This window comes from Halomonas sp. A29, assembly GCF_046723295.1.
GTDB lineage: Bacteria > Pseudomonadota > Gammaproteobacteria > Pseudomonadales > Halomonadaceae > Halomonas.
Genome location: NZ_JAXQPR010000006.1, coordinates 327,117 through 349,049, shown reverse-complemented (window position 1 = coordinate 349,049; position 21,933 = coordinate 327,117). Strand labels below are relative to the sequence as shown.

Sequence of the window (21,933 nt, the reverse complement as noted above, 5' to 3'; positions counted from 1 at the left end):
TTAACCTTGGCGCAATTGACGATCCAGCTGCCTATAGCCGATCGCCTCCATCAATTCGCCGCGCTCCGGATGCGGCTTGGCCGCAAGATCGGCCAGCGTCAGCGCCACCCGCAGCACCCGGTGGTAGGCGCGCGCCGAAAGGCGCAGGCGCTCTAGCACGCTGGCCAGCCAGGCGCGATCTGCCGTCGACAGGGCGCAGGCTGCCTCCAGCTCGCGCCCGCCCAGGTGGGCGTTGAGCGCGCCGCGTGCGTACTGCCGCTGGCGAGCGGCCACGACCCGGGCGCGCACCTCCGCCGAACTTTCACCTACCTCACGGGACGTGAGCTGCTCCGGTGGCAGTGCCGGCACTTCGATCTGCAGGTCGATGCGGTCGAGCAGCGGCCCCGAGAGCCGCGACTGGTAGCGCTGGATCTGTGCCGCGGTGCATTGGCAGGCCTGGCGTGGGTCGCCCAGATGGCCGCAGGGACACGGATTCATGGCGGCAACGAGTTGAAATCTGGCCGGAAATTTACGTTCGTGATTGGCACGGGCGATGTGGATACGGCCCGACTCCATCGGCTCGCGCATCACCTCGAGCACATGACGGCTGAACTCGGGCAGCTCATCGAGGAACAGCACGCCGTGGTGGGCCAGCGAGATCTCGCCCGGCCGCGGCCAGGAGCCGCCGCCGACCAGGGCCACGGCGCTGGCGGTATGATGCGGCGCGCGGAAAGGCCGGCGCCCCCACTGTTCGGCCAGCGGCAGGCCGCACACCGAACGGATGGCGGCCACTTCCAAGGCTTCCTCCTCGGTAAGCTCCGGCAATATACCCGGCAGGCGGCTCGCCAGCATGGTCTTGCCGGTGCCGGGGGGGCCGGCAAAAAGCAGGTTGTGTGAACCGGCCGCGGCGATCTCCAGCGCGCGGCGAGCCTGGTGCTGGCCACGCACCTCGGCCAGATCGCCCTCGCGGGAATCGAAGACGGGCGGTTTGTCGAGACGGTGCGCAGCGATGGGTTTCTGGCCCAGCAGGTGCGCCATCACGTCGAGCAGATGCTCGGCCGGCAGTACCTGCAGGTCGCCGGCCAGCGCCGCCTCGTCGGCATTCTCCTTGGGCACGATAAGCTTGCGTCCGGCCTTTCTGGCAGCCAGCGCCAGCGGCAACACGCCGCTGATGGGGCGCAGACGACCGTCCAGCGCCAGCTCGCCGACGCTCTCGATCTCCGCAAGGGCCTCACCGGGAAGCTGGCCGGAGGCGATCAGGATGCCCAAGGCGATGGGTAGATCGAAGCGCCCACCGACCTTGGGCAGATCGGCAGGCGCCAGGTTGAGCACGATTCTTCGCGTATTGGGGAAATCGAAGCCGGCGTTGACGAGGGCGCTGCGCACCCGCTCGCGGCTCTCCTTGACGGCGGCCTCGGGCAGGCCCACCAGGGTCATTCCCGGCAGGCCGTTGGCCAGATGTACCTCGACCTGTACCTCGGGCGCTTCCAGCCCCAGGCCGGCCCGTGTGGCAACGATCGCCAGCATCTTGCGGTCCCTCGCTTTCCATTAGCGTAAGGGCTAGATACTAGCACTGTGCTGCAATGGGCTCTCCACGCTAGCTCAGCGCTTGGCTTCGCCGGGTTCGCCGTCGTCCTTGGCCGCATCCTCGGGCGGCGTGAGAGTCGCCTGGGTCACCGGGGTCTCGCGGGCCGCCAACGCCTTCTCCAGGGCCGCGACCTGCTGCTCCAGGGCTTCGACCCGGATCCGTGTACGCTGCAGCACGTCCATCAGGATGTCGAAATCCTCCCGCGATACCAGTTCGAGCCGGTCGAAGGCACCGCGCACAATCTGCTGCACGCCCTTGTGGAGTTCCTCCGGCGCCTGGGCCGCGCCCTGCAGGCGTTCGCCGAGCTGCTGTGCCAGCCGGCTGATGGGGTCCTGACTCGCCATGGTGCGCTTCTCCTGTTGGCCTGCACATGTTGCCCTACAGCATACGCAAGGCCCCGCCACGACGCATTCTCTTCTCCCGCCCCGTCATGGCGCACCTGCACTACGCGCAAGCACCACCCTGGTGCAAGGCGACTGTGATCGGTGCGCCATTGGAGCGCATGACATAGGTAGATACCCCTGCAACCATCTGTTTATGAGAAATAAAGGTCCAGTCTGGCATGGTCTGCGCATAACGCGTAGTACAGCCGGCCGGCGACCCCCGCCGCCTTATATTCCAGCAGGGAGAGATGCGATGAAGCTCATCACCGCCATCATCAAGCCATTCAAGCTCGACGACGTACGTGAGGCGCTGGCCGACAACGGCGTCCAAGGCATCACCGTGACCGAAGTGAAGGGTTTCGGTCGCCAGAAAGGTCATACCGAGCTCTATCGTGGCGCCGAATACGTGGTCGATTTTCTACCCAAGGTGAAAGTCGAGGTTGCCGTGGACGACTCCCGCGTCGAGAGCGTGCTCGATGCCATCTGCAGCGCGGCCAACAGCGGCAAGATCGGCGACGGCAAGGTTTTCGTGACGCCGCTGGAGGATGTAATTCGCATCCGTACCGGCGAGCGCGGCGCCGAGGCCGTGTAACGGCTCCCACTAATACAAGAGCGATGGAGAACTCCCATGAGTGAACTTGCAGAGTTGAGCTACGCGCTCGACACCTTCTACTTCCTGATTTGCGGCGTGCTGGTCATGTGGATGGCCGCTGGCTTCTCGATGCTCGAGGCCGGCCTGGTCCGCGCCAAGAACACCGCCGAGATCCTGACCAAGAACGTCGCCCTGTTCGCCATCGCCTGCACCATGTACCTGCTGGTGGGCTACTCCATCATGTATTCGAGCGATGCCGGCGGCATCCTGCCCAACCTGGGCGTTCTGATCGGCGGTGAGAACAGCGTCGATGCGGTTACCGCCGGCGGCGAGGATGCCCCCTATTATTCCATGCGCGCCGACTTCTTCTTCCAGGTGGTATTCGTCGCCACCGCCATGTCGATCGTCTCCGGTGCAGTGGCCGAGCGCATGAAACTGTGGGCCTTCCTCGCCTTCGCCGTGGTCATGACCGGCTTCATCTATCCGGTGTCCGGCTACTGGACCTGGGGTGAGGGCTGGCTCGACGAGCTGGGCTTCTCCGACTTCGCCGGCTCAGGCATCGTTCACCTGGCCGGTGCGGCCGCAGCGCTGGCCGGTGTGCTGATCCTCGGTCCGCGCAAGGGCAAGTACGGAAAGGACGGCAGCATCCATGCCATCCCCGGTGCCAACCTGCCGCTGGCCACCCTGGGTACCTTCATCCTGTGGATGGGCTGGTTCGGCTTCAACGGCGGCTCGGAGCTCAAGCTCTCCGACGTGTCCTCGGCCAACAACGTGGCCCAGGTGCTGGTCAACACCAATGCCGCCGCCGCCGGTGGTGTGATCGCCGCGCTGATTCTGGCCAAGGTCTGGTTCCGCAAGGCCGACTTGACCATGGCATTGAACGGTGCCCTGGCCGGCCTGGTGGCCATTACCGCCGAACCGCTGGCGCCCACCGCGCTGGGTGCCACACTGATCGGCGCCGTGGGTGGTGCCATCGTGGTGGCCTCCATCGTCACCCTCGACAAGCTGAAGATCGACGATCCGGTCGGCGCCATCTCGGTGCACGGCGTGGTGGGTATCTGGGGTCTGCTGGCCGTGCCGCTGACCAATACGGATGCCAGCTTCGGCGCCCAGATCATCGGCGGGCTGGCGATCTTCGCCTGGGTCTTCGCCGCCAGCCTGGCCGTATGGCTGATCATCAAGGCGATCATGGGCGTACGGGTCAGCGAAGAGGAAGAGTACGAAGGGGTCGACCTTGCCGAGTGCGGTATGGAAGCCTATCCAGAATTCAGCGTCGCCAGGGTCTATGGCGGCAGCGGTGGACGTCCGCAGTCCGGTGGCTATGGCGCCGGCGCACCGATCGGCCAGCCGCACGCCGAGTAAGCTACATCACTCTTGCAAGGCTCCCTGCGGGGAGCCTTTTTTCTTCCTGCCGAGGGCGGTGTATGCTTGAGGCCAACGATCCGTACCCGCTCGGGTTCACCATGAACCCCGACCGACCATGAGGAAACAGACCATGAAACTGGTGACCGCCATCATCAAGCCGTTCAAGCTCGACGACGTTCGCGAGTCGCTTTCGGAGATCGGGGTACAGGGCATCACCGTGACAGAGGTGAAGGGATTCGGCCGTCAGAAGGGTCACACCGAGCTCTACCGCGGTGCCGAGTATGTGGTCGATTTCCTGCCCAAGGTGAAGGTCGAGATCGCCATCGACGACGACCTGGTCGAGCAGGTGATCGATGCCATCACCCAAGTGGCCAATACCGGCAAGATCGGCGACGGCAAGATCTTCATCACCCCGCTGGAGCAGGTCATTCGCATCCGCACCGGCGAAACCGGCAAGGACGCGGTCTGACCCAGCCGCAACCCAGGCATGCAAAAACCCCACGGCCGTGAGGCCGTGGGGTTTTTTGAAACGCCGGCGAACGCCCGAAGCGTGGCCGAGCGCAGCCACGTTTCACTTACTTCTCGACGAAGGCGCGCTCGATCACGTAGTCGCCCGGCTCGCCCATGCGCGGCGAGATATTGAAGCCAAGGTCGTCAAGCAGCGCGCTGGTCTCGTCGAGCATCGCCGGGCTGCCGCAGATCATGGCGCGGTCCTGTTTGGGATCCATCGGCGCCACGCCGGTGTCCTCGAACAGCTTGCCACTGCGGATGTGATCGGTCAGGCGGCCCATGGTGTGGAACTCCTCACGGGTCACGGTGGGGTAGTAGACCAGCTTCTCCTTGATCTCGTCACCGAGGTACTCGTGGGCCGGCAGCTCCTTCTGGATGAAGTCGGCATAAGCCAGCTCGCTGACGCTGCGTACGCCGTGCACCAGGATCACCTTCTCGTAGCGCTCGTAAACTTCCGGGTCCTGAATCAGGCTCATGAACGGCGCCAAGCCGGTACCGGTGGAAAGGAAGTAGAGGTTGCGCCCCGGCAGCAGGTCGTCGGTGACCAGGGTACCGGTGGGCTTGCGGCTGACCATGATCTGATCGCCTACCTTGAGGTGCTGCAGGCGCGAGGTCAGCGGGCCGTCGGGCACCTTGATGCTGAAGAACTCGAGGTGGTCCTCGTAGTTGGGGCTGGCGATGGAGTAGGCTCGCATCAGCGGCTTGCCGTTCACTTCCAGGCCGATCATCACGAACTGACCGTTCTTGAAACGCAGGCTGCGCTCGCGGGTGGTGCGAAAGCTGAACAGGGTATCGTTCCAGTGGTGAACGCTGAGAACGTCTTCCAGTGCGAACTTGCTCATGCCGGCTCCTATCTATTCCAATATCGAATAACTCGAAGGGAAAAACGATTTGCTTGCATTATAAGAGCGCAAGGTTTATCTGTTAATTGGATTGTATGGATATCCTTTATCTAGATTCCTGATATAGATCAAAACCGAGCCGTTTCATGCATTTCACCTTGCGCCAACTCGAAGTTTACGTCGCCGTTGCCCAGCACGAGAGCGTGTCGCGCGCCGCTCGCGCCCTCTCCCTGTCGCAATCGGCCACCAGTACCGCCCTGGCCGAGCTCGAACGCCAGTTCAACTGCCAACTGCTCGATCGCGTCGGCAAGCGGCTACGGCTCAACGCGCTGGGCTTCCAGCTGCTGCCCAAGGCCGTGGCGCTGCTCGACCGCGCCGAGGAGATCGAGGAGATCCTCCACGGCCAGCAGGGCATCGGCTCCCTCGACGTGGGCGCCACCCTGACCATCGGCAACTATCTGGCGACCCTGCTGATCAGCGACTTCATGCAGCGCCATCCGGGCAGCCGGGTGCACCTGGCGGTACGCAACACGCGGGAGATCGTCGATCGCGTGCGCCAGCACGAGCTCGACCTGGGGCTCATCGAGGGGCACTGCGAAGAGGAGGACGTGATCACCCAGCCGTGGGTGGAGGACGAGCTGTCGGTGTTCTGCTCACCGCGCCACCCGCTGGCCGGACAGGGGCCGGTGGAGCTCGACCGGCTACTGCGCGAGGCATGGATCATGCGCGAGCAGGGCTCGGGCACGCGCATGACTCTGGAGCAGGCCGCGCGGCATCGGCGCGGCCGCTTCAACACCTTGCTGGAGCTGGAGCACACCGAAGGCATCAAGCGCGCGGTGGAGTCGGGCCTCGGCATCGGCTGCGTATCGAAGCTGGCGCTGCGCGATGCCTTCCGCCGCGGCAGCCTGGTGCCGATTCCCACGCCGGAACTCGACTTGAGCCGTCAGTTCGCCTTCATCTGGCATCGCCACAAGTACATGGCCACCGGCATGCGCGAGTTCCTGCGCTTGTGCCGACAGATGACCGAGGGGGTTCAGCGCAGCGACGAGATCGACCTGCCGCCTGTTTCCTGACCCCCTCCGCCCCTAGCGGCCGTCGCTTAGACGGAACCCCCCTACCACGCGCGCCAGCCGGTCGGCCTGCTCGCTGAGCTGTTCGGCAGCGGTGGTCGACTCCTCCACCAGCGCCGCGTTCTGCTGGATCGTGCGGTCGAGGTCGGCCACCGCCACGCTGACCTGGCCAATGCCGTCGCTCTGCTCGCCGGCAGCCATGCTGATCTCGCCAAGCATGTTGGCCACTCGGTTCACGCTGGCCACCAGCTCGCCCATGCTTTCACCGGCACGACCCACCAGCGCGGCCCCGTTGACGACCCGCTGGGTCGAAGCGTCGATCAGCGCACGAATGTCGCGCGAGGCTTCGGCACTGCGGGTGGCAAGCTGGCGCACCTCGCCGGCGACCACAGCGAAGCCGCGGCCGTGCTCGCCGGCCCGTGCCGCTTCGACCGAGGCGTTGAGCGCCAGCAGGTTGGTCTGGAAGGCGATGCCGTCGATCACCTTGACGATCTCGCCGATCTTTTCCGACGAGCGGCTGATCTCGTCCATGGTTTCCACCACCTGGCTGACCGTCTCGCCCGAGCGGTGAGCGACCTCGGCAGCCGACTTCGACAGGCCATTGGCTTCGCGCGAGGAGGCCGAGGTGTGCTCTACGGTGGCCGAAATCTGCTCCATCGACGCCGAGGTCTGCTGCAGGCTGGCAGCGGCCTGCTCGGTACGCCGCGAGAGATCCTCGCCGCCGTTGGCGATCTCGCTCGCCGCGATGCGCACCGATTCGCTACTGTCGCGTACGTCGAGCAGCACGTCGTGGATCTTGTCGACGAAGGCATTGAACTGGGTAGCGAGCTTGGCGCTCTCGTCACGCCCACGTACCGGCAGCCGCTGGGTCAGGTCGCCGTCGCCGCTGGCGATCTCACGCATGCGATCAGCCAGCAGCCTCAGCGGTCGTGAGACCCGAGTACCGACCCACCACAGCGCGGCGAGACCCAGCGCCGCCAGCATCAGACCAACCAGCGCCATGCCCAGAGTATCGGCACGGCGTTGCTCGCCCAGCACCTCCTGCAGCGCTGCCAGCTCGGCCATCACCGCCTGCTCGGGCAAGCGGATCAGCAGCGTCCAGGGCGCTTCGCTTGCACCGATGGTGAACGGCTGATAGCGCTCCAGCATGCCCTGTCGCGCCTGGCTTACACTGACACCTTGCGCCTGCGCTCTATCGATGGCGCCGAGCACCTCGCTGTCGAACGCCTCGCTCGCCGCAGCGCCGAGCCGCTCGGCATTGGCGGTATGGGCAACCAGACCACCGCGCCCCGCCACCAGCGCCATCTCACCCGCACCGCCATAGAGCGACTGATTGGCTTCGAGCAGCAGCGCCTGGATGAAATCCAGCGCCAGGTCGACGCCGGCCACTCCACGGAACTCACCGTCGACCAGGATTGGCACGTTGAATGAGGTAACCAGCAGCGTCTCGCCGCCGTAATCGTAAGGTGCCGGGTCGATGATGCAGGGCGCGAGCGTCTCGCGCGGGCAGAGGTAGTACTCGCCTTCGCGTACGCCACTGGCAAGTGCGGTGGTGCTCTCCATGGTCTCACCCAGTGGCAGTACCTCGACGCCGCCCTCCCCGGTACGGTACCACCAGGGCATGAAGCGTCCGCTACCGTCATATCCCTCGCTCTCGCCGAGATCGGCATGCAGCGCATCGCGGCCGAAGGCGTCGGGCTCCCAGCCGATGAAAGCGTCCAGCAACGAGGGGTTCTCGACGACGGTCTGACGCACCAGGTTGGAGAGTTCGCGCCGACTCAGGGAGAGCGCACGGCGACCACTGGCGTCCTGCTGGCCCATCAGCGCATTGGTGTCTGCCAGTTGGCTGGCCAGCGTCAGCGCATGTTCGAGTTCGCGCTGGATACGCCCGGCCTCGGCATCCGCCAGCACCGCCAGGCGTTCGTCGATGGCCCCTTCGAGCAGCTCACGGGTATGGGTTTCGACGGTCTGCTGGGTACGCGCCGATGAGAACAGGCCGTAGACGACCAGGGCCCCGACCACGGTCAACAGGCAGGGGCCGGCCAGCAGGACCACGAACTGGCGGATCGATCTGAGATGCATGGGCGCTCTCGCTGAAATAGGAAGCAGGTTACGGCGAAGAAAACTTCGCAGCCATGATTCCTCTATCGGCAAGAACGCCCCTATCTTGAGACGAAGGCTCGAGACGAAAGCTCGAGACGAAACACCCAGCGCAGTCAGCGCATATCGCTGACGGCTTCCTGAATGTCGCTCAGCGGTGCCTTGGACAGATCCTTGTCCAGAGTGTGAATGATCAACTTGCTGGTCGGTCTGTCAATCTTGTCGCGCAGTACGCCCAGGAAGCGTGGCGGGGCCACCAGAATGAGCTTGTCCATGCTGTTGTCGACCCGGGCCTTGTAGATACGCTCGGCGATTTGCTTGGCGAAGATATCCGCCTCGTGGTCCAGGGCGACACTGTCGCCTCGACTGGACCGTCGGGTATGGGAGGTCGACTCGTCGACGCTACCCGTGGCGCCGGTGATCAGATCGCCCTCGTGCAGACGCCCTTCGGCGTGCACCAGGCTCTCCTTCTCCTCCAGCTTGAGCGCATCGCGGGTAAACACGCGAGCCCGTGCCGCATCGGCCACCACGATATACGTTGTCATAGCCTCTCCTTGAGTCGGGTTGAAGGAAAAGCCCGCCAATCCCGTCGCGGACTTTCTCCTTCAACATGGCAACCAGACCCTTCAGGGTCAACCGACTAGAGCACCTTGCGCCGCAGAAGGCCCGTGATTGCCTCGCCGATCAGCACCAGTACGACGATGGCGATCAGGATGGTGGCCACGGTGGGCCAGGCAAAGGTGTCGATCGCCCCCTGCAGAATCACCCCGATGCCACCGGCACCCACCAGCCCCAGGACCGTCGATTCCCGAATGTTGATGTCCCAGCGCAGGATGACGATGGCGAAGAAAGCCGGCATCACCTGCGGCACGATGGCGTAGGCGATCACCTTGGCCTTGGAGGCTCCGGTGGCCTCCATGGCTTCCACCGGGCGGCGGTCGATCTCTTCGATCGCCTCACCCATCAGCTTGCCGATGAATCCTATCGAGCGAAACATGATGGCCAATATCCCCGCCAGCACCCCGGGGCCGAAGATCGCCACGAACAGCAGCGCCCAGATGATGGTGTTCACCGAACGGCTGGCGACCAGGATGAAGCGGCCCAGCCACAGGCAGGCTCGGTTAGGGGTAGTGTTCTGGGCCGCGATGTAGGAGACCGGCAAGGCGATGAAGATTGTCAGCGCAGTGGCCAGGGTGGCGATGTGCACCGTTTCGAGCAGCGCGTTGGCGATCGCGGCGAGTCGCGAGGGGTCGGGCGGCCACATGCGCGCCCCGAGGCTCGAAATCTGGTTCGGCGCATCCCACACCCAGGGCCAGAAGATATCGATGTCGCGTACCGCCCAGTAAACCACCATCACGGTGACCAACAGCACGGCGTAGCGGATCAGGCGCTGCTTGCGGTCGTAGCGTTGCCAGACGCGGTCGGCCAAGGCATCGGCATGATCTACCATATCTTCTTCCTCACCCAGCCGCTGATGCCTTCACTGATCAGGATCACGGCAATGATCGTGAGCAGGATGGCAAAGGCGAAATCGTAGTCGTAGCGGCCGAAGGCGTTCATCAAGGTGCCGCCGATACCCCCGGCGCCGACGATGCCCACCACCGCCGAAGCGCGCAGGTTGCTGTCGAGCTGATACATGGAGAGCCCCACCTGGCGCGGCAGGATCTGCGGAAACACAGCGTAGACCAGGGTGGCGAGGTAGCCCGCCCCGGCGGCCTTCATCGCCTCCACCTGGCCCCAGTCGATCTCCTCGATCTCCTCGGCGAGCAGCTTGCCGACGAAGCCGATCGAATAGATCGTCAGCGTGAGGATGCCGGCCAGCGGGCCGAACCCCACCGCGGCGACGAACAGGATGGCGACGATGACCGGATGGAAGCTGCGCGAAATGATGATCACCGCACGCCCCAACAGGTAGATGGGCTTGGGCGCGACGTTCTTGGCCGCCATCACCGCGAAGGGGATCGACAGCGCCACCCCCAGCAAGGTGGCCAGGATAGCGATCTGGAAGCTCTCCTTGAAGCCGGTGATCAGCAGGCCGCTACGTTCGAAGCTGGGCGGAAAGCCGCCGCCGAAGATACGCGCCGCCCGTGGCAGACCCTCGCTGATGCGCGCCCAGTTGAACGGCAGCGAGCCGAAGGCCCACACCAGGTAGACGATCACCACCAGCCACAGCCCATAGCGCAGCAGCGGGTTGGCGATGAAGGGCGGCTTGCGCCAGGTGCGCGCTGCGGCGGTATGGTCAGGGCGAGTCATGCGTCACCCCCTGCGTCGTTTGCCCGGGCTCCTCGGTGATCTCGTCCTCTGCCGTCTCGATGCCGCCGTAGATGGCATCCAACGCCTCTTTGCCGAAGTCGGCCGGCAGGCCGTCAAAGATCATTTTGCCGTGACGCAGCCCGACGATGCGCTCGGTGTAGGCCTTGGCCTGGGCCACGTTGTGAATGTTGATCAGCACGGGCAGCGAGAGCTCGCTGGCCAGGCTCTGCAGCAGCTTCATGATCTGTTCGGAAGTGCGCGGGTCCAGCGATGCCGTCGGCTCGTCGGCCAGCAGTATCTCGGGTTCCTGCATCAGCGCCCGTACCACGCCGACGCGCTGGCGCTCACCGCCCGAGAGCTCGTCGGCGCGCTTGTTGGCGTAGTGGGCGATACCCACCCGATCCATCAGATGAAAGGCGCGCTCGATGTCGCTCTGGGGATAGCGCCGCGTGATCGCCTGGAACAGGTTGACGTAGCCGAGCCGCCCGGCCAGCACGTTTTCCATCACCGTGAGCCGGTCGATCAGGTTGAAGCCCTGGAAGACCATGCCGATCTTGCGCCGGGCGCGGCGCAGCTCGCCCCCGCGAAGATTGACCAGCTCGACTCCGTTGAGCTTGATCGAGCCGGAGGTGGGCTCCACCAGGCGGTTGATACAACGCAACATCGTGCTCTTGCCGGCGCCGGAGGCTCCGACGATCGAGACCACACTGCTACCCTCGACCGTCAGGTCCAGCTCTTTCAGCACCGGCTCGTCCCGGCCATAGCGCTTGACCAGTTTCGAAATTTCCAACATTGAACTACCTCACGAAACGAGAGAACGGAGTTGCCCCCGGCTACGCCGAGGGCTTTGGCGACTTGCCTGCCAGGTTTACTCCTTCTCCAGATCCTCGCGGGTGTAGCGCACGTCGTTGGCGGCCTGGATGGTGCGGATGACCTCCCAGTGCTCCTGGTAGTTGATGGGAATGAATTTCTCCACGCCCTCGAACTCCTCGCCCAGGGCGGTACCTGCGAAGTCGAAGCTGAAGAAGGCTTCCTCGATCTTCTCTACCAGATCGGGATGCAGGTTGTGGGCGTAGTTGTAGGAGGTGGTGGGGAAGCGGTCGGATTCGTAGATCAGGCGTACATCCTCCTCGTCGTAGAGGCCCCGCGCCGCCATGCGCTCGACCACCTCGGAAGCCACCGGGGCGGCATCGTAGTCGCGGGCGACCACGCCGAGCATCGACTGGTCGTGGCTACCCGAATAGACCACCTCGTAATCTTCGTCGGGCACCAGACCGAGTTCCGGGAACAGCGCGCGTGGCGCCAGGTTGCCCGAGTTGGAGGTGGGCGATGTATGGGCGACGCGCTTGCCCTTCAGGTCCTCCATCTGCTCGATGTCGGAGTCGACGTGGGTGAAGACCTGCAGGGTGTAGCCGAACTGGCCGTCGTCGGAGCCCATCAGGGCGAACGGCACGGCACCGGCCAAGTTCACGGCGAACGGCGTGGGTCCGGTGGAGAAGCCGGCAATGTGCAGGCGACCGCTGCGCATCGCCTCGACCTGGGCCGAATTGGACTGCACGGCGAAGAAGCGCACGTTGCGACCGGTCACCTCCTGCAAGTGATCGATGAAGGGCTGCCAGATGTCGGAGTAGATCGCCGGATCCTCCACCGGCGTGTAGGCGAAGATCAGCGTGTCGGGATTCGCCCATTGGGACTCGTCGGTGGGACGGTCGGCGACCATATCGCCATCCTCATCGCAGAAGAGCGAATCCAGGTCGCCTCGTGGGCAATCGGCCTGGGCCTGGGCCGACACCAGCAGGGCGAGCGGCAGTAGCGAGGAGAGGGCCAGGGTGGCGAAAGGGAAGCGGCCGAGTGTCTTGGATGTTGTCATTGGCGTGTCTCTCTGTATCACTGTAATTATTTGAGTCGATGTCGTCATCGTCATTATGGCAGGATCGAATGAGTTGGGTGATTCCATCCATCCTGATCGGAAGCGAACATACGCAAGCCATAATGCTCGTAAACGAAACTAACCACCAATCTAGGTAGTATGACAATACGATGTCAATCCGATTTCACGCCGCCTCGGGTCAACGCTGCAATCGCTACCTGCTGATGCGGCATGGCCACAGCCAGGCCAATGCGCAGCACTTGATCATCAGCACTCCGGGCCGGGGGCTCGCATCGTTCGGCCTCTCCGAGCAGGGCGAGGCGCAGCTGAAAGCGCTGCTCGCCGCATGGCGCTGGCCGGCACCGACCCGCATCCTGCATTCCGACTTCCTGCGCACTACCGAAACCGCCGGGCGAGTGGCCGCTCACTTCGGCCTCGAGCTGCAGCCCGAGCCACGCTTGCGCGAACGCAACTTCGGCGCTTTCGAAGGTCTGGCGGATAGCCATTATCACGATGTCTGGGTACACGACGCTCGCGACCCGGAGCATCGCGAATACGGCGTTGAAAGCGTGGCCAGCGTCGCCGCCCGCATGCAAGGCGTGGTTGCCTCGCTGGAGCAGTCACTGCGCGATGAAACCGTACTGCTGGTGAGTCACGGCGACCCGCTGCAGATCATGCTGACCGCTCTCGAAGGCCGCCTGCTGAGCAAACATCGCGACCGTGAGCCGCTGCTACCGGCCAGCATCACCGTGCTCGACTGAGCAGAAACTGCGGTTTCCCGATGTAACGGCTGACGCTCGTCACGATCTGCGGTAGCATCGGAACACCGGCAGGGATGTCGGTCACCTCATCGTCCTGCGATGCGTCAACGGGAGGACCCCGATGCGACAGTTCCTGTTTCCCCGCCGCCCGATGTCCCGCGGCGTATTGCTCTTCGTGCATTTCTTCCTGCAGTTGGCCCTGGTGTCGGCGGCCATGCTGTGGCTGCTGCCACGCAGCCCGTGGTTCGCCGCCATCGACTGGCACCAGGCCTGGCCAACCCTGGCGCTGGGCGCCGGGCTCTGGCTGGCTGCGGCCCTGGGCCTGCGTCTTGTCGTCGAGCTCTGCCTGCTGCCTCATCACCTGGGCGCCCGGGTCGGCTTTGCCCCTGGCGACGTGGTCACGCGCTCGTTCGAACGCCGACCGGCCGTACACGACAGCCAGGCAGCCTGGACCAGCGAGGCACGCTCGATGGAAATCGAACCCAGCGTTCTCGGCAATGCCCGCGTGACACGCCCCGCAGAGCCCCTCAAGCCTCAGGGAAGCGTCTGAGCGCCGCTCCAGGGATGGCTTAGGCTTACCCACCTACCCGTCAGGCAAACTCACACAAGTTACGTGGGACCACCGGACCCGCATCATGCCGCGGACCCGGCGGAGTCATCCATTCAGTGGCCGAGGATCTGGCTGAGGAAGAGCTGGGTGCGCTCGGACTGGGGATTGTTGAAGAAGGGCTCCGGTGCGTTCTCCTCGATGATCTGGCCCTGATCCATGAAGATCACGCGGTCGGCCACGGTCTTGGCGAAGCCCATCTCGTGGGTCACGCAGAGCATGGTCATGCCCTCGCGCGCCAGTTCGACCATAACGTCGAGCACTTCCTTGATCATCTCCGGATCGAGCGCCGAGGTGGGTTCGTCGAACAGCATCACGTCGGGATGCATGCACAGCGAGCGGGCAATCGCCACGCGCTGCTGCTGGCCACCGGAGAGCTGGCCGGGATACTTCGTGGCCTGCTCGGCGATCTTGACCCGCTCCAGGTACTGCATGGCGAGCCGCTCCGCCTCGCGGCGCGGTTTCTTCTGCACCCACTTCTGCGCCAGGCAGCAGTTCTCGAGTACCGTGAGGTGCGGGAAGAGGTTGAAGTGCTGAAACACCATTCCCACGCTGCGGCGGATCTGCTCGATGCGCTTGACGTCCTGGGTCAACGGCACGCCGCCGACCACGATCTCGCCGGCCTGATGCTCCTCGAGATGATTGATGCAGCGGATCAGGGTCGACTTGCCCGAGCCCGATGGCCCGCAGATGACGATCCTCTCGCCGCTCTTTACTTCGAGGTTGATGTCGCGCAGCACATGGAAGTCGCCGTACCACTTGTTGACGCCACGCATCTCGACCATGAGGGTCTCGGCGCCGGCCTGGGTTGCTTGTTCAGTCATTGTTCTCGTTCCTCACCGCTTGTGGCCGGTATGCAGTTTTCTTTCCAGATATTGGCTGTAGCGCGACATGCTGAAGCAGAAGATCCAGAACATGAACGCCGCGAACACGTAACCTTCCAGGGAGAAGCCCAGCCAGCGGGAATCCGACAGGGCCGCCTGCACGATGCCCAGCAGGTCGAACAGGCCGATGATCATGACCAGGGTGGTGTCCTTGAACAGCGAGATGAAGGTGTTGACGATGCCGGGGATCATCATCTTCAGCGCCTGGGGCAGCACGATCAGGCCCATGCGCATCCAGTAGCTCATGCCCAGCGCCGCTGCCGCCTCCTCCTGGCCACGGGGAATGGCCTGCAGCCCGCCGCGTATGACCTCGGCCATATAGGCGCTCTGGAACAGGGTAATGCCGATGAAGGCCCGGATCAGGCGGTCGACGCTCACCCCGGTCGGCATGAACAGCGGCAGCATCACCGAGGCCATGAACAGCACCGTGATCAGCGGCACGCCGCGCCAGAACTCGATGAACACCACGCAGAAGCTCTTGACGATGGGCATCTGCGAACGGCGCCCCAGCGCCAGCAGAATGCCGATCGGCAGCGCCCCGACCATGCCCACCACGGCCAGCACCAGGGTCAGCATCAGGCCGCCCCAGCGGTGGGTAGGTACCACTGGCAGGCCGAAGTGGCCACCGTAGAGCATGAAGTAGGCGAAGATCGGGAACGCCACCAGTGTGGCCAGTGCCACCCAGCGCTTGAACGGCAGCCGCGGGATGGCCAGCCAGGCGATCAGCACGGCAAAGGTGACAAACGTCACGTCGACCCGCCAGATCTCACCGCGCGGATAGAGGCCGTAGATGAACTGGGTGAAACGGGCGCTGACGAATACCCAGCAGGCCCCTTCACGGGAGCAGTCATCCCGCGTGGTGCCGATCCAGTCGGCGTTGATGAAGGCCCACTGGATCGTTGGCGTCAGCAACAGATAGAGCAGGTAGATCCCCAGCAGGGTGAAAAAGCTGTTCACCGGTCCGCTGAACAGATTGGCCCGCAGCCAGGCCACTGGCCCTACCGTATTCTTCGGCGCCGGGCGCGCCTCGATCATCTTGCGTTGAATCGTCATGGCGCCTCTCCTAGCGTTCCACCAGCGCCACGCGGGCGTTGAACCAGTTCATGAACATCGACACCAGCAGACTGATGGTCAGGTAGACCGCCATGGTCATGGCGATGACCTCGATCGCCTGGCCCGTCTGGTTGAGGGTCGTGCCGGCAAATACTGAAACCAGGTCCGGATAACCAATGGCCGTGGCCAGCGAGGAGTTCTTGATCAGGTTGAGATACTGGCTGGTCAGCGGTGGAATGATCACGCGCAGGGCTTGGGGTACCACCACCAGGCGCAGCACCAGGTTCTGCGGCAGGCTGAGCGCCTGGGCCGCCTCGGTCTGGCCGTGGGGGATCGCCTGGATACCGGAGCGTACGATCTCGGCGATGAACGACGCCGTGTAGATCGAGAGCGCCAGCCACAGGGCGAGGAACTCCGGGATCACCGTAATGCCACCGCGGAAGTTGAAGCCACGCAGCTCCGGCACGTCCCAGGTGACCGGCACGCCGGTTGCCACCAGCACCAGCAGCGGCAGGCCGAGGATCAGGCCCAGCGAAATCCAGCCCGCCGGCAGGCGCTTGCCGGTCGCCTCATGGCGTCGCTTGTTCCAGATCGTCAGCGCGATGCTGGCCACGATGGCTACGCCAAAGGCCAGTGGAATCAGGCCGAAGCCGGACTCGAACAGCGGCTCCGGAATGTAGAGACCGCGCACGTTGAGGAAAATGACCTCGCCGAGCGAGTAGCTGTCCCGCGCCGAGGGCATGGCACGCAGTACGGCGAAGTACCAGAAGAAGATCTGCAACAGCAGCGGGATGTTACGGAAAATTTCGATATAGCCAGTGGCCAGCCTGGCAATCAGCCAGTTGGGCGAGAGCCGGGCAATACCGACGATGAAACCGATGATGGTCGCCGCGATGACCCCCAGCGCGGAAACCAGCAAGGTGTTGAGCAGGCCCACCAGGAAGGTGCGGCCGTAGGAACTCTGCGACGAGTAGTCGATCAGGCTCTGGACGATACCGAAGCCGGCGGTATTGGTTAAAAAACCGAAGCCGGTGGTGATGCCGCGGGCTGCCAGGTTGGCCTGGGTATTGCCGACGATGTAGAGCAGGAAGGCCACTACCGCCGCGATCAGCAGGGCCTGGAAGATCAACGCCCGCTTGGCGCGATCGCGCCAGAAAGGCGGTTTTGGGCCTATGGATGGGGCCTTGGGTCGAACGGACATGAAGGGACTCTCCGCCTGGATCCGTCAAGCAAGTATCAGCCATCCGGCCCGGGAGGTATCCGGGCCGGGGCAGTACGAGGATCGGGGCATCTCGCGATGCCCCGGGCGGTACGATCAGCGAATCGGCGGAGCGTACTGGATGCCGCCAGCGTTCCACAGGGCGTTGATGCCGCGTTCGATCTGCAGCGGTGAGTCCATACCGACGTTACGCTCGTAGCTTTCGGCGTAGTTGCCCACCTGGCTGATGATGTTATAGGCCCAATTGGCGTCGAGACCCATGCCCTCGCCGTAGTTGCCGTCCTGACCCAGCAGGCGGGCAATATCCGGATCCTCGGAGTTGCGCATCTCATCGGCGTTCTCGCTGGTGACGCCCATCTCTTCGGCGTTGAGCATGGCGAACAACGACCACTTGACGATGTTGAACCACTGATCGTCGCCCTGACGCACTACCGGGCCCAACGGCTCCTTGGAGATCACTTCCGGCAGGATCACGGACTGGTCCGGATCGGAGAGCTGGATGCGCAGTGCGGCCAGCTGGGAAGTGTCGGAGGTCAGCACGTCGCAGCGTCCGGCCTCGTAGCCACCCACGGTCTGCTCGGAGGTATCGAAGACGATGGGATCGAATGTCATGCCGTTGGCACGGAAATAGTCGGCCACGTTGAGTTCGGTGGTGGTGCCGGACTGAACGCAGATGGCCGCGCCATCGAGATCCGTGGCGCTTGAGACACCGAGATCGCGGTTGATCATGAAGCCGATGCCGTCGTAGAAGTTCACGCCGGCGAAGTTGAGGCCCAGGGTGGTGTCGCGGGTGGTGGTCCAGGTGGTGTTGCGTGAAAGAATGTCGACCTCACCGGACTGCAGGGCGGTGAAACGCTCCACGGCGTTCAACGAGATGTAGCGTACCGCCTCGGCGTCGCCGAAGACTGCCGCGGCCACGGCACGGCAGACGTCGACGTCAAGACCCTGCCACTCACCCTGGTCGTCAGGCGCAGAGAAGCCCGGCAGGCCGTCACTCACGCCACACTGCACGGCACCACGCTGAAGGGTGTTCTGCAGGGTGTTGGCCGAGGCCAGGGAAGCAGTACCCAGAGCCAGTGCGGCTGCGGAAGTGAGCAGCACCCACTTGTTCTTGTTGTCGCGCATGTAAAGATCCCTCGTAGATGATTTGGAGTTCTTGAAATCAGCATGCCGAAGCATGTGCCTGCACCTTAGCAAGGTTTGTTCCAAGGCAGGGATAGTGCAGGCAAAACTCTTATTCAACGCTCACGGTGGAGAGGATACTTCCTGAACCGTTGCCCCGCTTTGGTGCGACCGGGTGTGCCTCAGCGCACCGGTGGCGCATAGTGCAGCCCACCTTCGGTCCACAGTGCATTCAGGCCACGGACGATATTGAAGTCGGAGCCGGCACCCACGTTGCGCTCGAACATCTCTTCGTAGTTGCCTACCTGCTTGACGATCCGGTAGGCCCAGTCGGCGGTGAGCCCCATGCCCTCGCCGTAGTTGCCATCGCGGCCCAGCAGGCGAGCGACATCCGGATCTTCGGATTCGAGCATCTCGTCCACGTTGCCCTGAGTGATGCCCAGCTCCTCGGCATTGAGCATGGCGAACAGCGACCACTTGACGATGTTGAACCACTGGTCGTCGCCCTGACGTACGGCGGGCCCCAGCGGCTCCTTGGAGATGACTTCGGGCAGTACCATGGCGCTATCGGGGTCGGCAAGCTGCATACGTTGGGCGTAGAGCTGGGAAGCGTCGGAGCTGAGCACGTCACAGCGCCCGGCCTCGAAGCCTGCGATTGCCTGCTCCGGTGAGTCGAACACCACCGGTTCGTACTCCATGCCATGGGTGCGGAAGTAGTCGGCCAGGTTGAGTTCGCTGGTGGTGCCCGACTGGGTGCACACCGCGGCACCGTCGAGCCCCATGGCGCTTTCCACACCCAGGTCGCTGGCCACCATGAAGGCCTGCCCATCGTAGTAGCTGACGCCGGTGAAGTTGAGACCAAGCGTCGTGTCGCGGCTCGAAGTCCAGGTCGTGGTGCGCGAAAGCACGTCCACCTCGCTCGACTGCAGGGCCGTGAAGCGTTCCACCGAGTTCAGCGGCACGAATTGCACCTTTTCGGCGTCGCCCAGCACCGCGGCGGCAATGGCCCGGCAGACATCGGTATCCAGCCCTCGATAGTCATCATCGTCGTCCAGCGCCGAGAAGCCCGGCTGGGCAGCGTTGACGCCACAGCGCAGCTGATCTCGCTCACGCACGTCGTCGAGCGTGGCCGCCTGGGCCAGGCCGATGCTGCCAAGCATCAATGCAGCCGGAGCCAACCAGGCCAGCCTGTCGTAATGGGTCATGTCGTTCCCTCGTTGTCGTTGCCCATGGAGGCCTTTGGTTAGGCCTCGCTTATGATTAGCGCATCTCCAGGCTAAGTGCACTGCACTTCACGGTACACAGCGCTTTCTTCTCTGATACGGAATCTCCCATGACATGACGAAACGCCCCGCAGGCCAGGCCTGCGGGGCGTTCGGGTCACGCATGAGAAGGAAGCGTGGACAACGGGGGCGCTTGTCCTGCCGAGGCAGGCTGTGTCAGTGCCGGATGAGATAGTCGAAGGCACCCAGGGCGGCCTTCGAGCCCTCGCCCATGGCGATGACGATCTGCTTGTAGGGCACCGTGGTCACGTCGCCGGCCGCAAAGATGCCGGGCACCGAGGTCATGCCGCGCTCGTCGATCACGATCTCGCCGCGCTGCGACAGCTCGATCGACGAGTCGGTGAGCCACTCGGTGTTGGGCACCAGCCCGATCTGTACGAAGATACCTTCCAGCTCGAGCGTCTTGATGGCGCCGCTGGCGCGCTCCTCAAAGGTCAGGCCGGTGACGCGGGTGCCATCGCCGTTGACCTCGGTGGTGCGGGCGCCAAGCACGATCTCGACGTTGGCCAGGCTACGCAGTTTCTTCTGCAGCACCGCGTCGGCACGCATCTCGTCCATGAACTCGATCAGCGTCACGTGGCCGACGATGCCGGCCAGATCGATGGCCGCCTCGACGCCGGAGTTGCCGCCGCCGATCACCGCCACGCGCTTGCCCTTGAACAGCGGGCCGTCGCAGTGGGGGCAATAGGCCACGCCCTTGTTGCGGTATTCGGCTTCGCCGGGCACGTTCATCTCACGCCAGCGGGCGCCGGTGGAGAGGATCAGCGTCTTGCTCTTGAGGCTGGCGCCGGATTCGAACACCACCTCGTGCTCGCCGCCCTGATCGGCTGCCGGAATCAGCTTCACCGCACGCTGCAGATTCATGATGTCGGCTTCATACTCCTTGACGTGCTGCTCCAGCGCCGCGGCCAGCTTGGGGCCTTCGGTGTAGGGCACGGAGATGAAGTTCTCGATGGCCATGGTGTCGAGCACCTGGCCGCCGAAGCGCTCGGCCGCCACGCCGGTGCGAATGCCCTTGCGCGCGGCATAGATAGCCGCTGCGGCACCGGCCGGGCCACCGCCCACCACCAGCACATCGAACGGCGCCTTCTCGTTGAGCTTGGCCGCCTCGCGCTTAGCCGCGCCGGTGTCGACCTTGGCCAGGATCTGTTCCAGGCTCATGCGACCCTGGTCGAAGAGTTTGCCGTTGAGATAGATGCTCGGCACCGACATTACCTGCCGCTCTTCGACCTCGTCCTGGAACAGCGCACCGTCGATGGCGACGTGGCGCACGCCGGGGTTGAGGATCGCCATCAGGTTCAGCGCCTGCACCACGTCGGGACAGTTCTGGCATGACAGCGAATAGTAGGTCTCGAAGTGCAGCTCGCCTTCGAGGTTACGGATCTGCTCGATGGTGTCGTCGCTGACCTTGGGCGGGTGGCCGCCGACCTGCAGCAGCGCCAGCACCAGCGAGGTGAATTCATGGCCCATGGGGATGCCGGCGAATACCAGGCCGGTATCCTCGCCGAGACGATTCAGCGCAAAGGAGGGCTTGCGCGCGTCTTCACCGTCCAACCGCAGGCTGATCTTGTCGCTCAGGCTCTTGATGTCCTTGAGCAGCCCGTGAAGCTCCTGGGACTTGGCGCCGTCATCGAGGGACGCGACGATCTCGAACGGCTGAGTAACCTTCTGCAGGTAGGCTTTTAGCTGGCTTTTCAGATTGTCGTCCAACATGACCGCGGTTTCCTTCATGTCTGGCTCAAGAACGACGGCAAGAGATGTCCCGAACGCGGATCGTGATCAGCGCAGGTAAGGGCTTGCTCGTCTTGGAAAGAGCGCCCGGGCAGTGAATTGCCCGGGCGTGGTACACGCGAGGTCAGAGGATAGCCTCGCGGGTCGCAGGATCGATTAGATCTTGCCGACCAGATCCAGGGAAGGAGCAAGGGTCTCTTCGCCTTCCTTCCACTTGGCGGGGCAGACTTCGTTCGGGTTGGCGGCAACGTACTGGGCGGCCTTCAGCTTGCGCAGGGTTTCCGAAACGTCGCGGGCGATCGCGTTGTCGTGGATCTCCAGGGTCTTGATCACGCCTTCCGGGTTGATCACGAAGGTGCCGCGCAGGGCCAAGCCAGCTTCCTCGATGTGCACACCGAAGGCACGGGTCAGCTGGTGAGTCGGGTCACCGACCAGCGGGAACCGGGCCTTGCCTACCGCCGGTGAAGTCTCGTGCCACACCTTGTGCGAGAAGTGGGTGTCGGTGGTGACAATGTAGACTTCGGCACCGGCCTTCTTGAACTCCTCGTAGTGCTCGGCGGCGTCCTCGACTTCGGTCGGGCAGTTGAAGGTGAACGCGGCCGGCATGAAGATCACAACGGACCACTGGCCTTTCAGGTTCTCATTGGAAACTTCGACGAACTCGCCGTTGTGGAAAGCGGTGGCCTTGAACGGCTGGACTTCGGTGTTGATCAGGGACATT

22 protein-coding genes are annotated in these 21,933 nt (G+C 63.9%); 6 read left to right on the top strand and 16 right to left on the bottom strand.

What is annotated here, in order from left to right; genetic code table 11:
- Positions 1-1,506, bottom strand: a complete 1,506-nt coding sequence (locus SPH52_RS14045; RefSeq protein WP_411795649.1) for a YifB family Mg chelatase-like AAA ATPase — start codon at positions 1,504-1,506, stop codon at positions 1-3.
- Between the two features lie 75 nt (positions 1,507-1,581).
- Positions 1,582-1,911, bottom strand: a complete 330-nt coding sequence (locus tag SPH52_RS14040; RefSeq protein WP_411795648.1) for an accessory factor UbiK family protein — start codon at positions 1,909-1,911, stop codon at positions 1,582-1,584.
- Between the two features lie 292 nt (positions 1,912-2,203).
- On the opposite strand from SPH52_RS14040, the gene SPH52_RS14035 reads away from it, so the two are divergent.
- The 3 genes from SPH52_RS14035 to glnK all read left to right on the top strand — a co-directional run bounded on the left by SPH52_RS14035 (position 2,204) and on the right by glnK (position 4,376).
- On the top strand, positions 2,204-2,542 hold the full coding sequence (locus SPH52_RS14035) for a P-II family nitrogen regulator (protein ID WP_159555400.1): 339 nt from the start codon (positions 2,204-2,206) through the stop codon (positions 2,540-2,542).
- A 36-nt stretch (positions 2,543-2,578) separates the two neighbouring features.
- Positions 2,579-3,904 (top strand): ammonium transporter, encoded by a 1,326-nt coding sequence (locus SPH52_RS14030; protein WP_411795647.1) that lies wholly within the window; start codon positions 2,579-2,581, stop codon positions 3,902-3,904.
- 133 nt (positions 3,905-4,037) lie between these two features.
- On the top strand, positions 4,038-4,376 hold the full coding sequence (gene glnK / locus SPH52_RS14025) for a P-II family nitrogen regulator (RefSeq protein WP_086509163.1): 339 nt from the start codon (positions 4,038-4,040) through the stop codon (positions 4,374-4,376).
- 106 nt (positions 4,377-4,482) lie between these two features.
- On the opposite strand, the gene SPH52_RS14020 is transcribed toward glnK, so the two are convergent.
- A complete protein-coding gene (locus SPH52_RS14020; RefSeq protein ID WP_411795646.1) occupies positions 4,483-5,259 on the bottom strand; it encodes a ferredoxin--NADP reductase in 777 nt (258 codons plus the stop codon).
- A gap of 146 nt (positions 5,260-5,405) precedes the next feature.
- On the opposite strand from SPH52_RS14020, the gene SPH52_RS14015 reads away from it, so the two are divergent.
- Entirely contained in the window at positions 5,406-6,332 is a 927-nt protein-coding gene (locus tag SPH52_RS14015) for a LysR family transcriptional regulator (RefSeq protein WP_411795645.1), read from the top strand.
- A gap of 12 nt (positions 6,333-6,344) precedes the next feature.
- On the opposite strand, the gene SPH52_RS14010 is transcribed toward SPH52_RS14015, so the two are convergent.
- The 6 genes from SPH52_RS14010 to phnD all read right to left on the bottom strand — a co-directional run bounded on the left by SPH52_RS14010 (position 6,345) and on the right by phnD (position 12,552).
- Entirely contained in the window at positions 6,345-8,411 is a 2,067-nt protein-coding gene (locus SPH52_RS14010) for a methyl-accepting chemotaxis protein (RefSeq protein ID WP_411795644.1), read from the bottom strand.
- A 134-nt stretch (positions 8,412-8,545) separates the two neighbouring features.
- A complete protein-coding gene (locus tag SPH52_RS14005; RefSeq protein WP_411795643.1) occupies positions 8,546-8,974 on the bottom strand; it encodes a host attachment protein in 429 nt (142 codons plus the stop codon).
- Between the two features lie 95 nt (positions 8,975-9,069).
- Positions 9,070-9,879 carry a phosphonate ABC transporter, permease protein PhnE gene (gene phnE, locus SPH52_RS14000; protein ID WP_411795642.1) on the bottom strand — a complete coding sequence of 270 codons (810 nt, stop codon included), beginning with the start codon at positions 9,877-9,879 and terminating at the stop codon, positions 9,070-9,072.
- Positions 9,873-10,682: a phosphonate ABC transporter, permease protein PhnE gene (gene phnE, locus SPH52_RS13995; RefSeq protein ID WP_411795641.1), complete on the bottom strand. Its 810-nt coding sequence runs from the start codon at positions 10,680-10,682 to the stop codon at positions 9,873-9,875. The genes phnE (SPH52_RS14000) and phnE (SPH52_RS13995) overlap by 7 nt, the downstream gene beginning before the upstream one ends.
- Positions 10,669-11,475, bottom strand: coding sequence for a phosphonate ABC transporter ATP-binding protein (gene phnC / locus SPH52_RS13990; RefSeq protein ID WP_411795640.1), 807 nt, complete (start codon positions 11,473-11,475; stop codon positions 10,669-10,671). Before phnC ends, phnE (SPH52_RS13995) begins: the two co-directional genes overlap by 14 nt.
- Positions 11,476-11,550: 75 nt before the next feature.
- Positions 11,551-12,552 carry a phosphate/phosphite/phosphonate ABC transporter substrate-binding protein gene (gene phnD / locus SPH52_RS13985; protein ID WP_411795639.1) on the bottom strand — a complete coding sequence of 334 codons (1,002 nt, stop codon included), beginning with the start codon at positions 12,550-12,552 and terminating at the stop codon, positions 11,551-11,553.
- 170 nt (positions 12,553-12,722) lie between these two features.
- On the opposite strand from phnD, the gene SPH52_RS13980 reads away from it, so the two are divergent.
- Both SPH52_RS13980 and SPH52_RS13975 read left to right on the top strand, forming a co-directional pair.
- Complete coding sequence (locus SPH52_RS13980; protein WP_411795638.1) at positions 12,723-13,313, top strand: histidine phosphatase family protein; 591 nt, start codon at positions 12,723-12,725, stop codon at positions 13,311-13,313.
- Positions 13,314-13,434: 121 nt separating this feature from the next.
- A complete protein-coding gene (locus SPH52_RS13975) occupies positions 13,435-13,863 on the top strand; it encodes a hypothetical protein (RefSeq protein ID WP_411795637.1) in 429 nt (142 codons plus the stop codon).
- Between the two features lie 113 nt (positions 13,864-13,976).
- Here SPH52_RS13975 and SPH52_RS13970 read toward each other — a convergent pair whose 3' ends face one another.
- The 7 genes from SPH52_RS13970 to ahpC all read right to left on the bottom strand — a co-directional run bounded on the left by SPH52_RS13970 (position 13,977) and on the right by ahpC (position 21,932).
- The gene (locus SPH52_RS13970; protein WP_411795704.1) at positions 13,977-14,705 is read right to left on the bottom strand and encodes an amino acid ABC transporter ATP-binding protein; all 729 of its coding nucleotides are present in this window, start codon (positions 14,703-14,705) and stop codon (positions 13,977-13,979) included.
- Positions 14,706-14,756: 51 nt separating this feature from the next.
- Positions 14,757-15,857 carry an amino acid ABC transporter permease gene (locus SPH52_RS13965; RefSeq protein WP_411795636.1) on the bottom strand — a complete coding sequence of 367 codons (1,101 nt, stop codon included), beginning with the start codon at positions 15,855-15,857 and terminating at the stop codon, positions 14,757-14,759.
- A 10-nt stretch (positions 15,858-15,867) separates the two neighbouring features.
- Positions 15,868-17,058 carry an amino acid ABC transporter permease gene (locus SPH52_RS13960; protein ID WP_411795635.1) on the bottom strand — a complete coding sequence of 397 codons (1,191 nt, stop codon included), beginning with the start codon at positions 17,056-17,058 and terminating at the stop codon, positions 15,868-15,870.
- A gap of 114 nt (positions 17,059-17,172) precedes the next feature.
- On the bottom strand, positions 17,173-18,201 hold the full coding sequence (locus tag SPH52_RS13955; protein WP_411795634.1) for an amino acid ABC transporter substrate-binding protein: 1,029 nt from the start codon (positions 18,199-18,201) through the stop codon (positions 17,173-17,175).
- A gap of 179 nt (positions 18,202-18,380) precedes the next feature.
- A complete protein-coding gene (locus SPH52_RS13950) occupies positions 18,381-19,403 on the bottom strand; it encodes an amino acid ABC transporter substrate-binding protein (protein ID WP_411795633.1) in 1,023 nt (340 codons plus the stop codon).
- Positions 19,404-19,637: 234 nt separating this feature from the next.
- The gene (ahpF, locus tag SPH52_RS13945) at positions 19,638-21,194 is read right to left on the bottom strand and encodes an alkyl hydroperoxide reductase subunit F (RefSeq protein WP_411795632.1); all 1,557 of its coding nucleotides are present in this window, start codon (positions 21,192-21,194) and stop codon (positions 19,638-19,640) included.
- 174 nt (positions 21,195-21,368) lie between these two features.
- The gene (ahpC, locus tag SPH52_RS13940) at positions 21,369-21,932 is read right to left on the bottom strand and encodes an alkyl hydroperoxide reductase subunit C (RefSeq protein WP_411795631.1); all 564 of its coding nucleotides are present in this window, start codon (positions 21,930-21,932) and stop codon (positions 21,369-21,371) included.
- Between the last annotated feature and the right edge of the window lies 1 nt (position 21,933).

Excerpts from the sequence above, each read along its gene's own strand:
- SPH52_RS14045 (WP_411795649.1), bottom strand. The coding sequence starts at position 1,506 with ATGCTGGCGATCGTTGCCACACGGGCCGGCCTGGGGCTGGAAGCGCCC.
- ahpC (WP_411795631.1), bottom strand. The coding sequence starts at position 21,932 with ATGTCCCTGATCAACACCGAAGTCCAGCCGTTCAAGGCCACCGCTTTC.
- phnD (WP_411795639.1), bottom strand. The coding sequence starts at position 12,552 with ATGACAACATCCAAGACACTCGGCCGCTTCCCTTTCGCCACCCTGGCC.
- SPH52_RS13980 (WP_411795638.1), top strand. The coding sequence starts at position 12,723 with ATGTCAATCCGATTTCACGCCGCCTCGGGTCAACGCTGCAATCGCTAC.
- SPH52_RS13975 (WP_411795637.1), top strand. The coding sequence starts at position 13,435 with ATGCGACAGTTCCTGTTTCCCCGCCGCCCGATGTCCCGCGGCGTATTG.
- SPH52_RS14020 (WP_411795646.1), bottom strand. The coding sequence starts at position 5,259 with ATGAGCAAGTTCGCACTGGAAGACGTTCTCAGCGTTCACCACTGGAAC.
- glnK (WP_086509163.1), top strand. The coding sequence starts at position 4,038 with ATGAAACTGGTGACCGCCATCATCAAGCCGTTCAAGCTCGACGACGTT.
- SPH52_RS13955 (WP_411795634.1), bottom strand. The coding sequence starts at position 18,201 with ATGCGCGACAACAAGAACAAGTGGGTGCTGCTCACTTCCGCAGCCGCA.
- ahpF (WP_411795632.1), bottom strand. The coding sequence starts at position 21,194 with ATGTTGGACGACAATCTGAAAAGCCAGCTAAAAGCCTACCTGCAGAAG.
- SPH52_RS14030 (WP_411795647.1), top strand. The coding sequence starts at position 2,579 with ATGAGTGAACTTGCAGAGTTGAGCTACGCGCTCGACACCTTCTACTTC.
- SPH52_RS14005 (WP_411795643.1), bottom strand. The coding sequence starts at position 8,974 with ATGACAACGTATATCGTGGTGGCCGATGCGGCACGGGCTCGCGTGTTT.
- phnE (WP_411795641.1), bottom strand. The coding sequence starts at position 10,682 with ATGACTCGCCCTGACCATACCGCCGCAGCGCGCACCTGGCGCAAGCCG.
- SPH52_RS14035 (WP_159555400.1), top strand. The coding sequence starts at position 2,204 with ATGAAGCTCATCACCGCCATCATCAAGCCATTCAAGCTCGACGACGTA.
- SPH52_RS14040 (WP_411795648.1), bottom strand. The coding sequence starts at position 1,911 with ATGGCGAGTCAGGACCCCATCAGCCGGCTGGCACAGCAGCTCGGCGAA.
- SPH52_RS14015 (WP_411795645.1), top strand. The coding sequence starts at position 5,406 with ATGCATTTCACCTTGCGCCAACTCGAAGTTTACGTCGCCGTTGCCCAG.
- SPH52_RS13965 (WP_411795636.1), bottom strand. The coding sequence starts at position 15,857 with ATGACGATTCAACGCAAGATGATCGAGGCGCGCCCGGCGCCGAAGAAT.
- SPH52_RS13970 (WP_411795704.1), bottom strand. The coding sequence starts at position 14,705 with ATGGTCGAGATGCGTGGCGTCAACAAGTGGTACGGCGACTTCCATGTG.
- SPH52_RS14010 (WP_411795644.1), bottom strand. The coding sequence starts at position 8,411 with ATGCATCTCAGATCGATCCGCCAGTTCGTGGTCCTGCTGGCCGGCCCC.
- SPH52_RS13950 (WP_411795633.1), bottom strand. The coding sequence starts at position 19,403 with ATGACCCATTACGACAGGCTGGCCTGGTTGGCTCCGGCTGCATTGATG.
- phnE (WP_411795642.1), bottom strand. The coding sequence starts at position 9,879 with ATGGTAGATCATGCCGATGCCTTGGCCGACCGCGTCTGGCAACGCTAC.
- SPH52_RS13960 (WP_411795635.1), bottom strand. The coding sequence starts at position 17,058 with ATGTCCGTTCGACCCAAGGCCCCATCCATAGGCCCAAAACCGCCTTTC.
- phnC (WP_411795640.1), bottom strand. The coding sequence starts at position 11,475 with ATGTTGGAAATTTCGAAACTGGTCAAGCGCTATGGCCGGGACGAGCCG.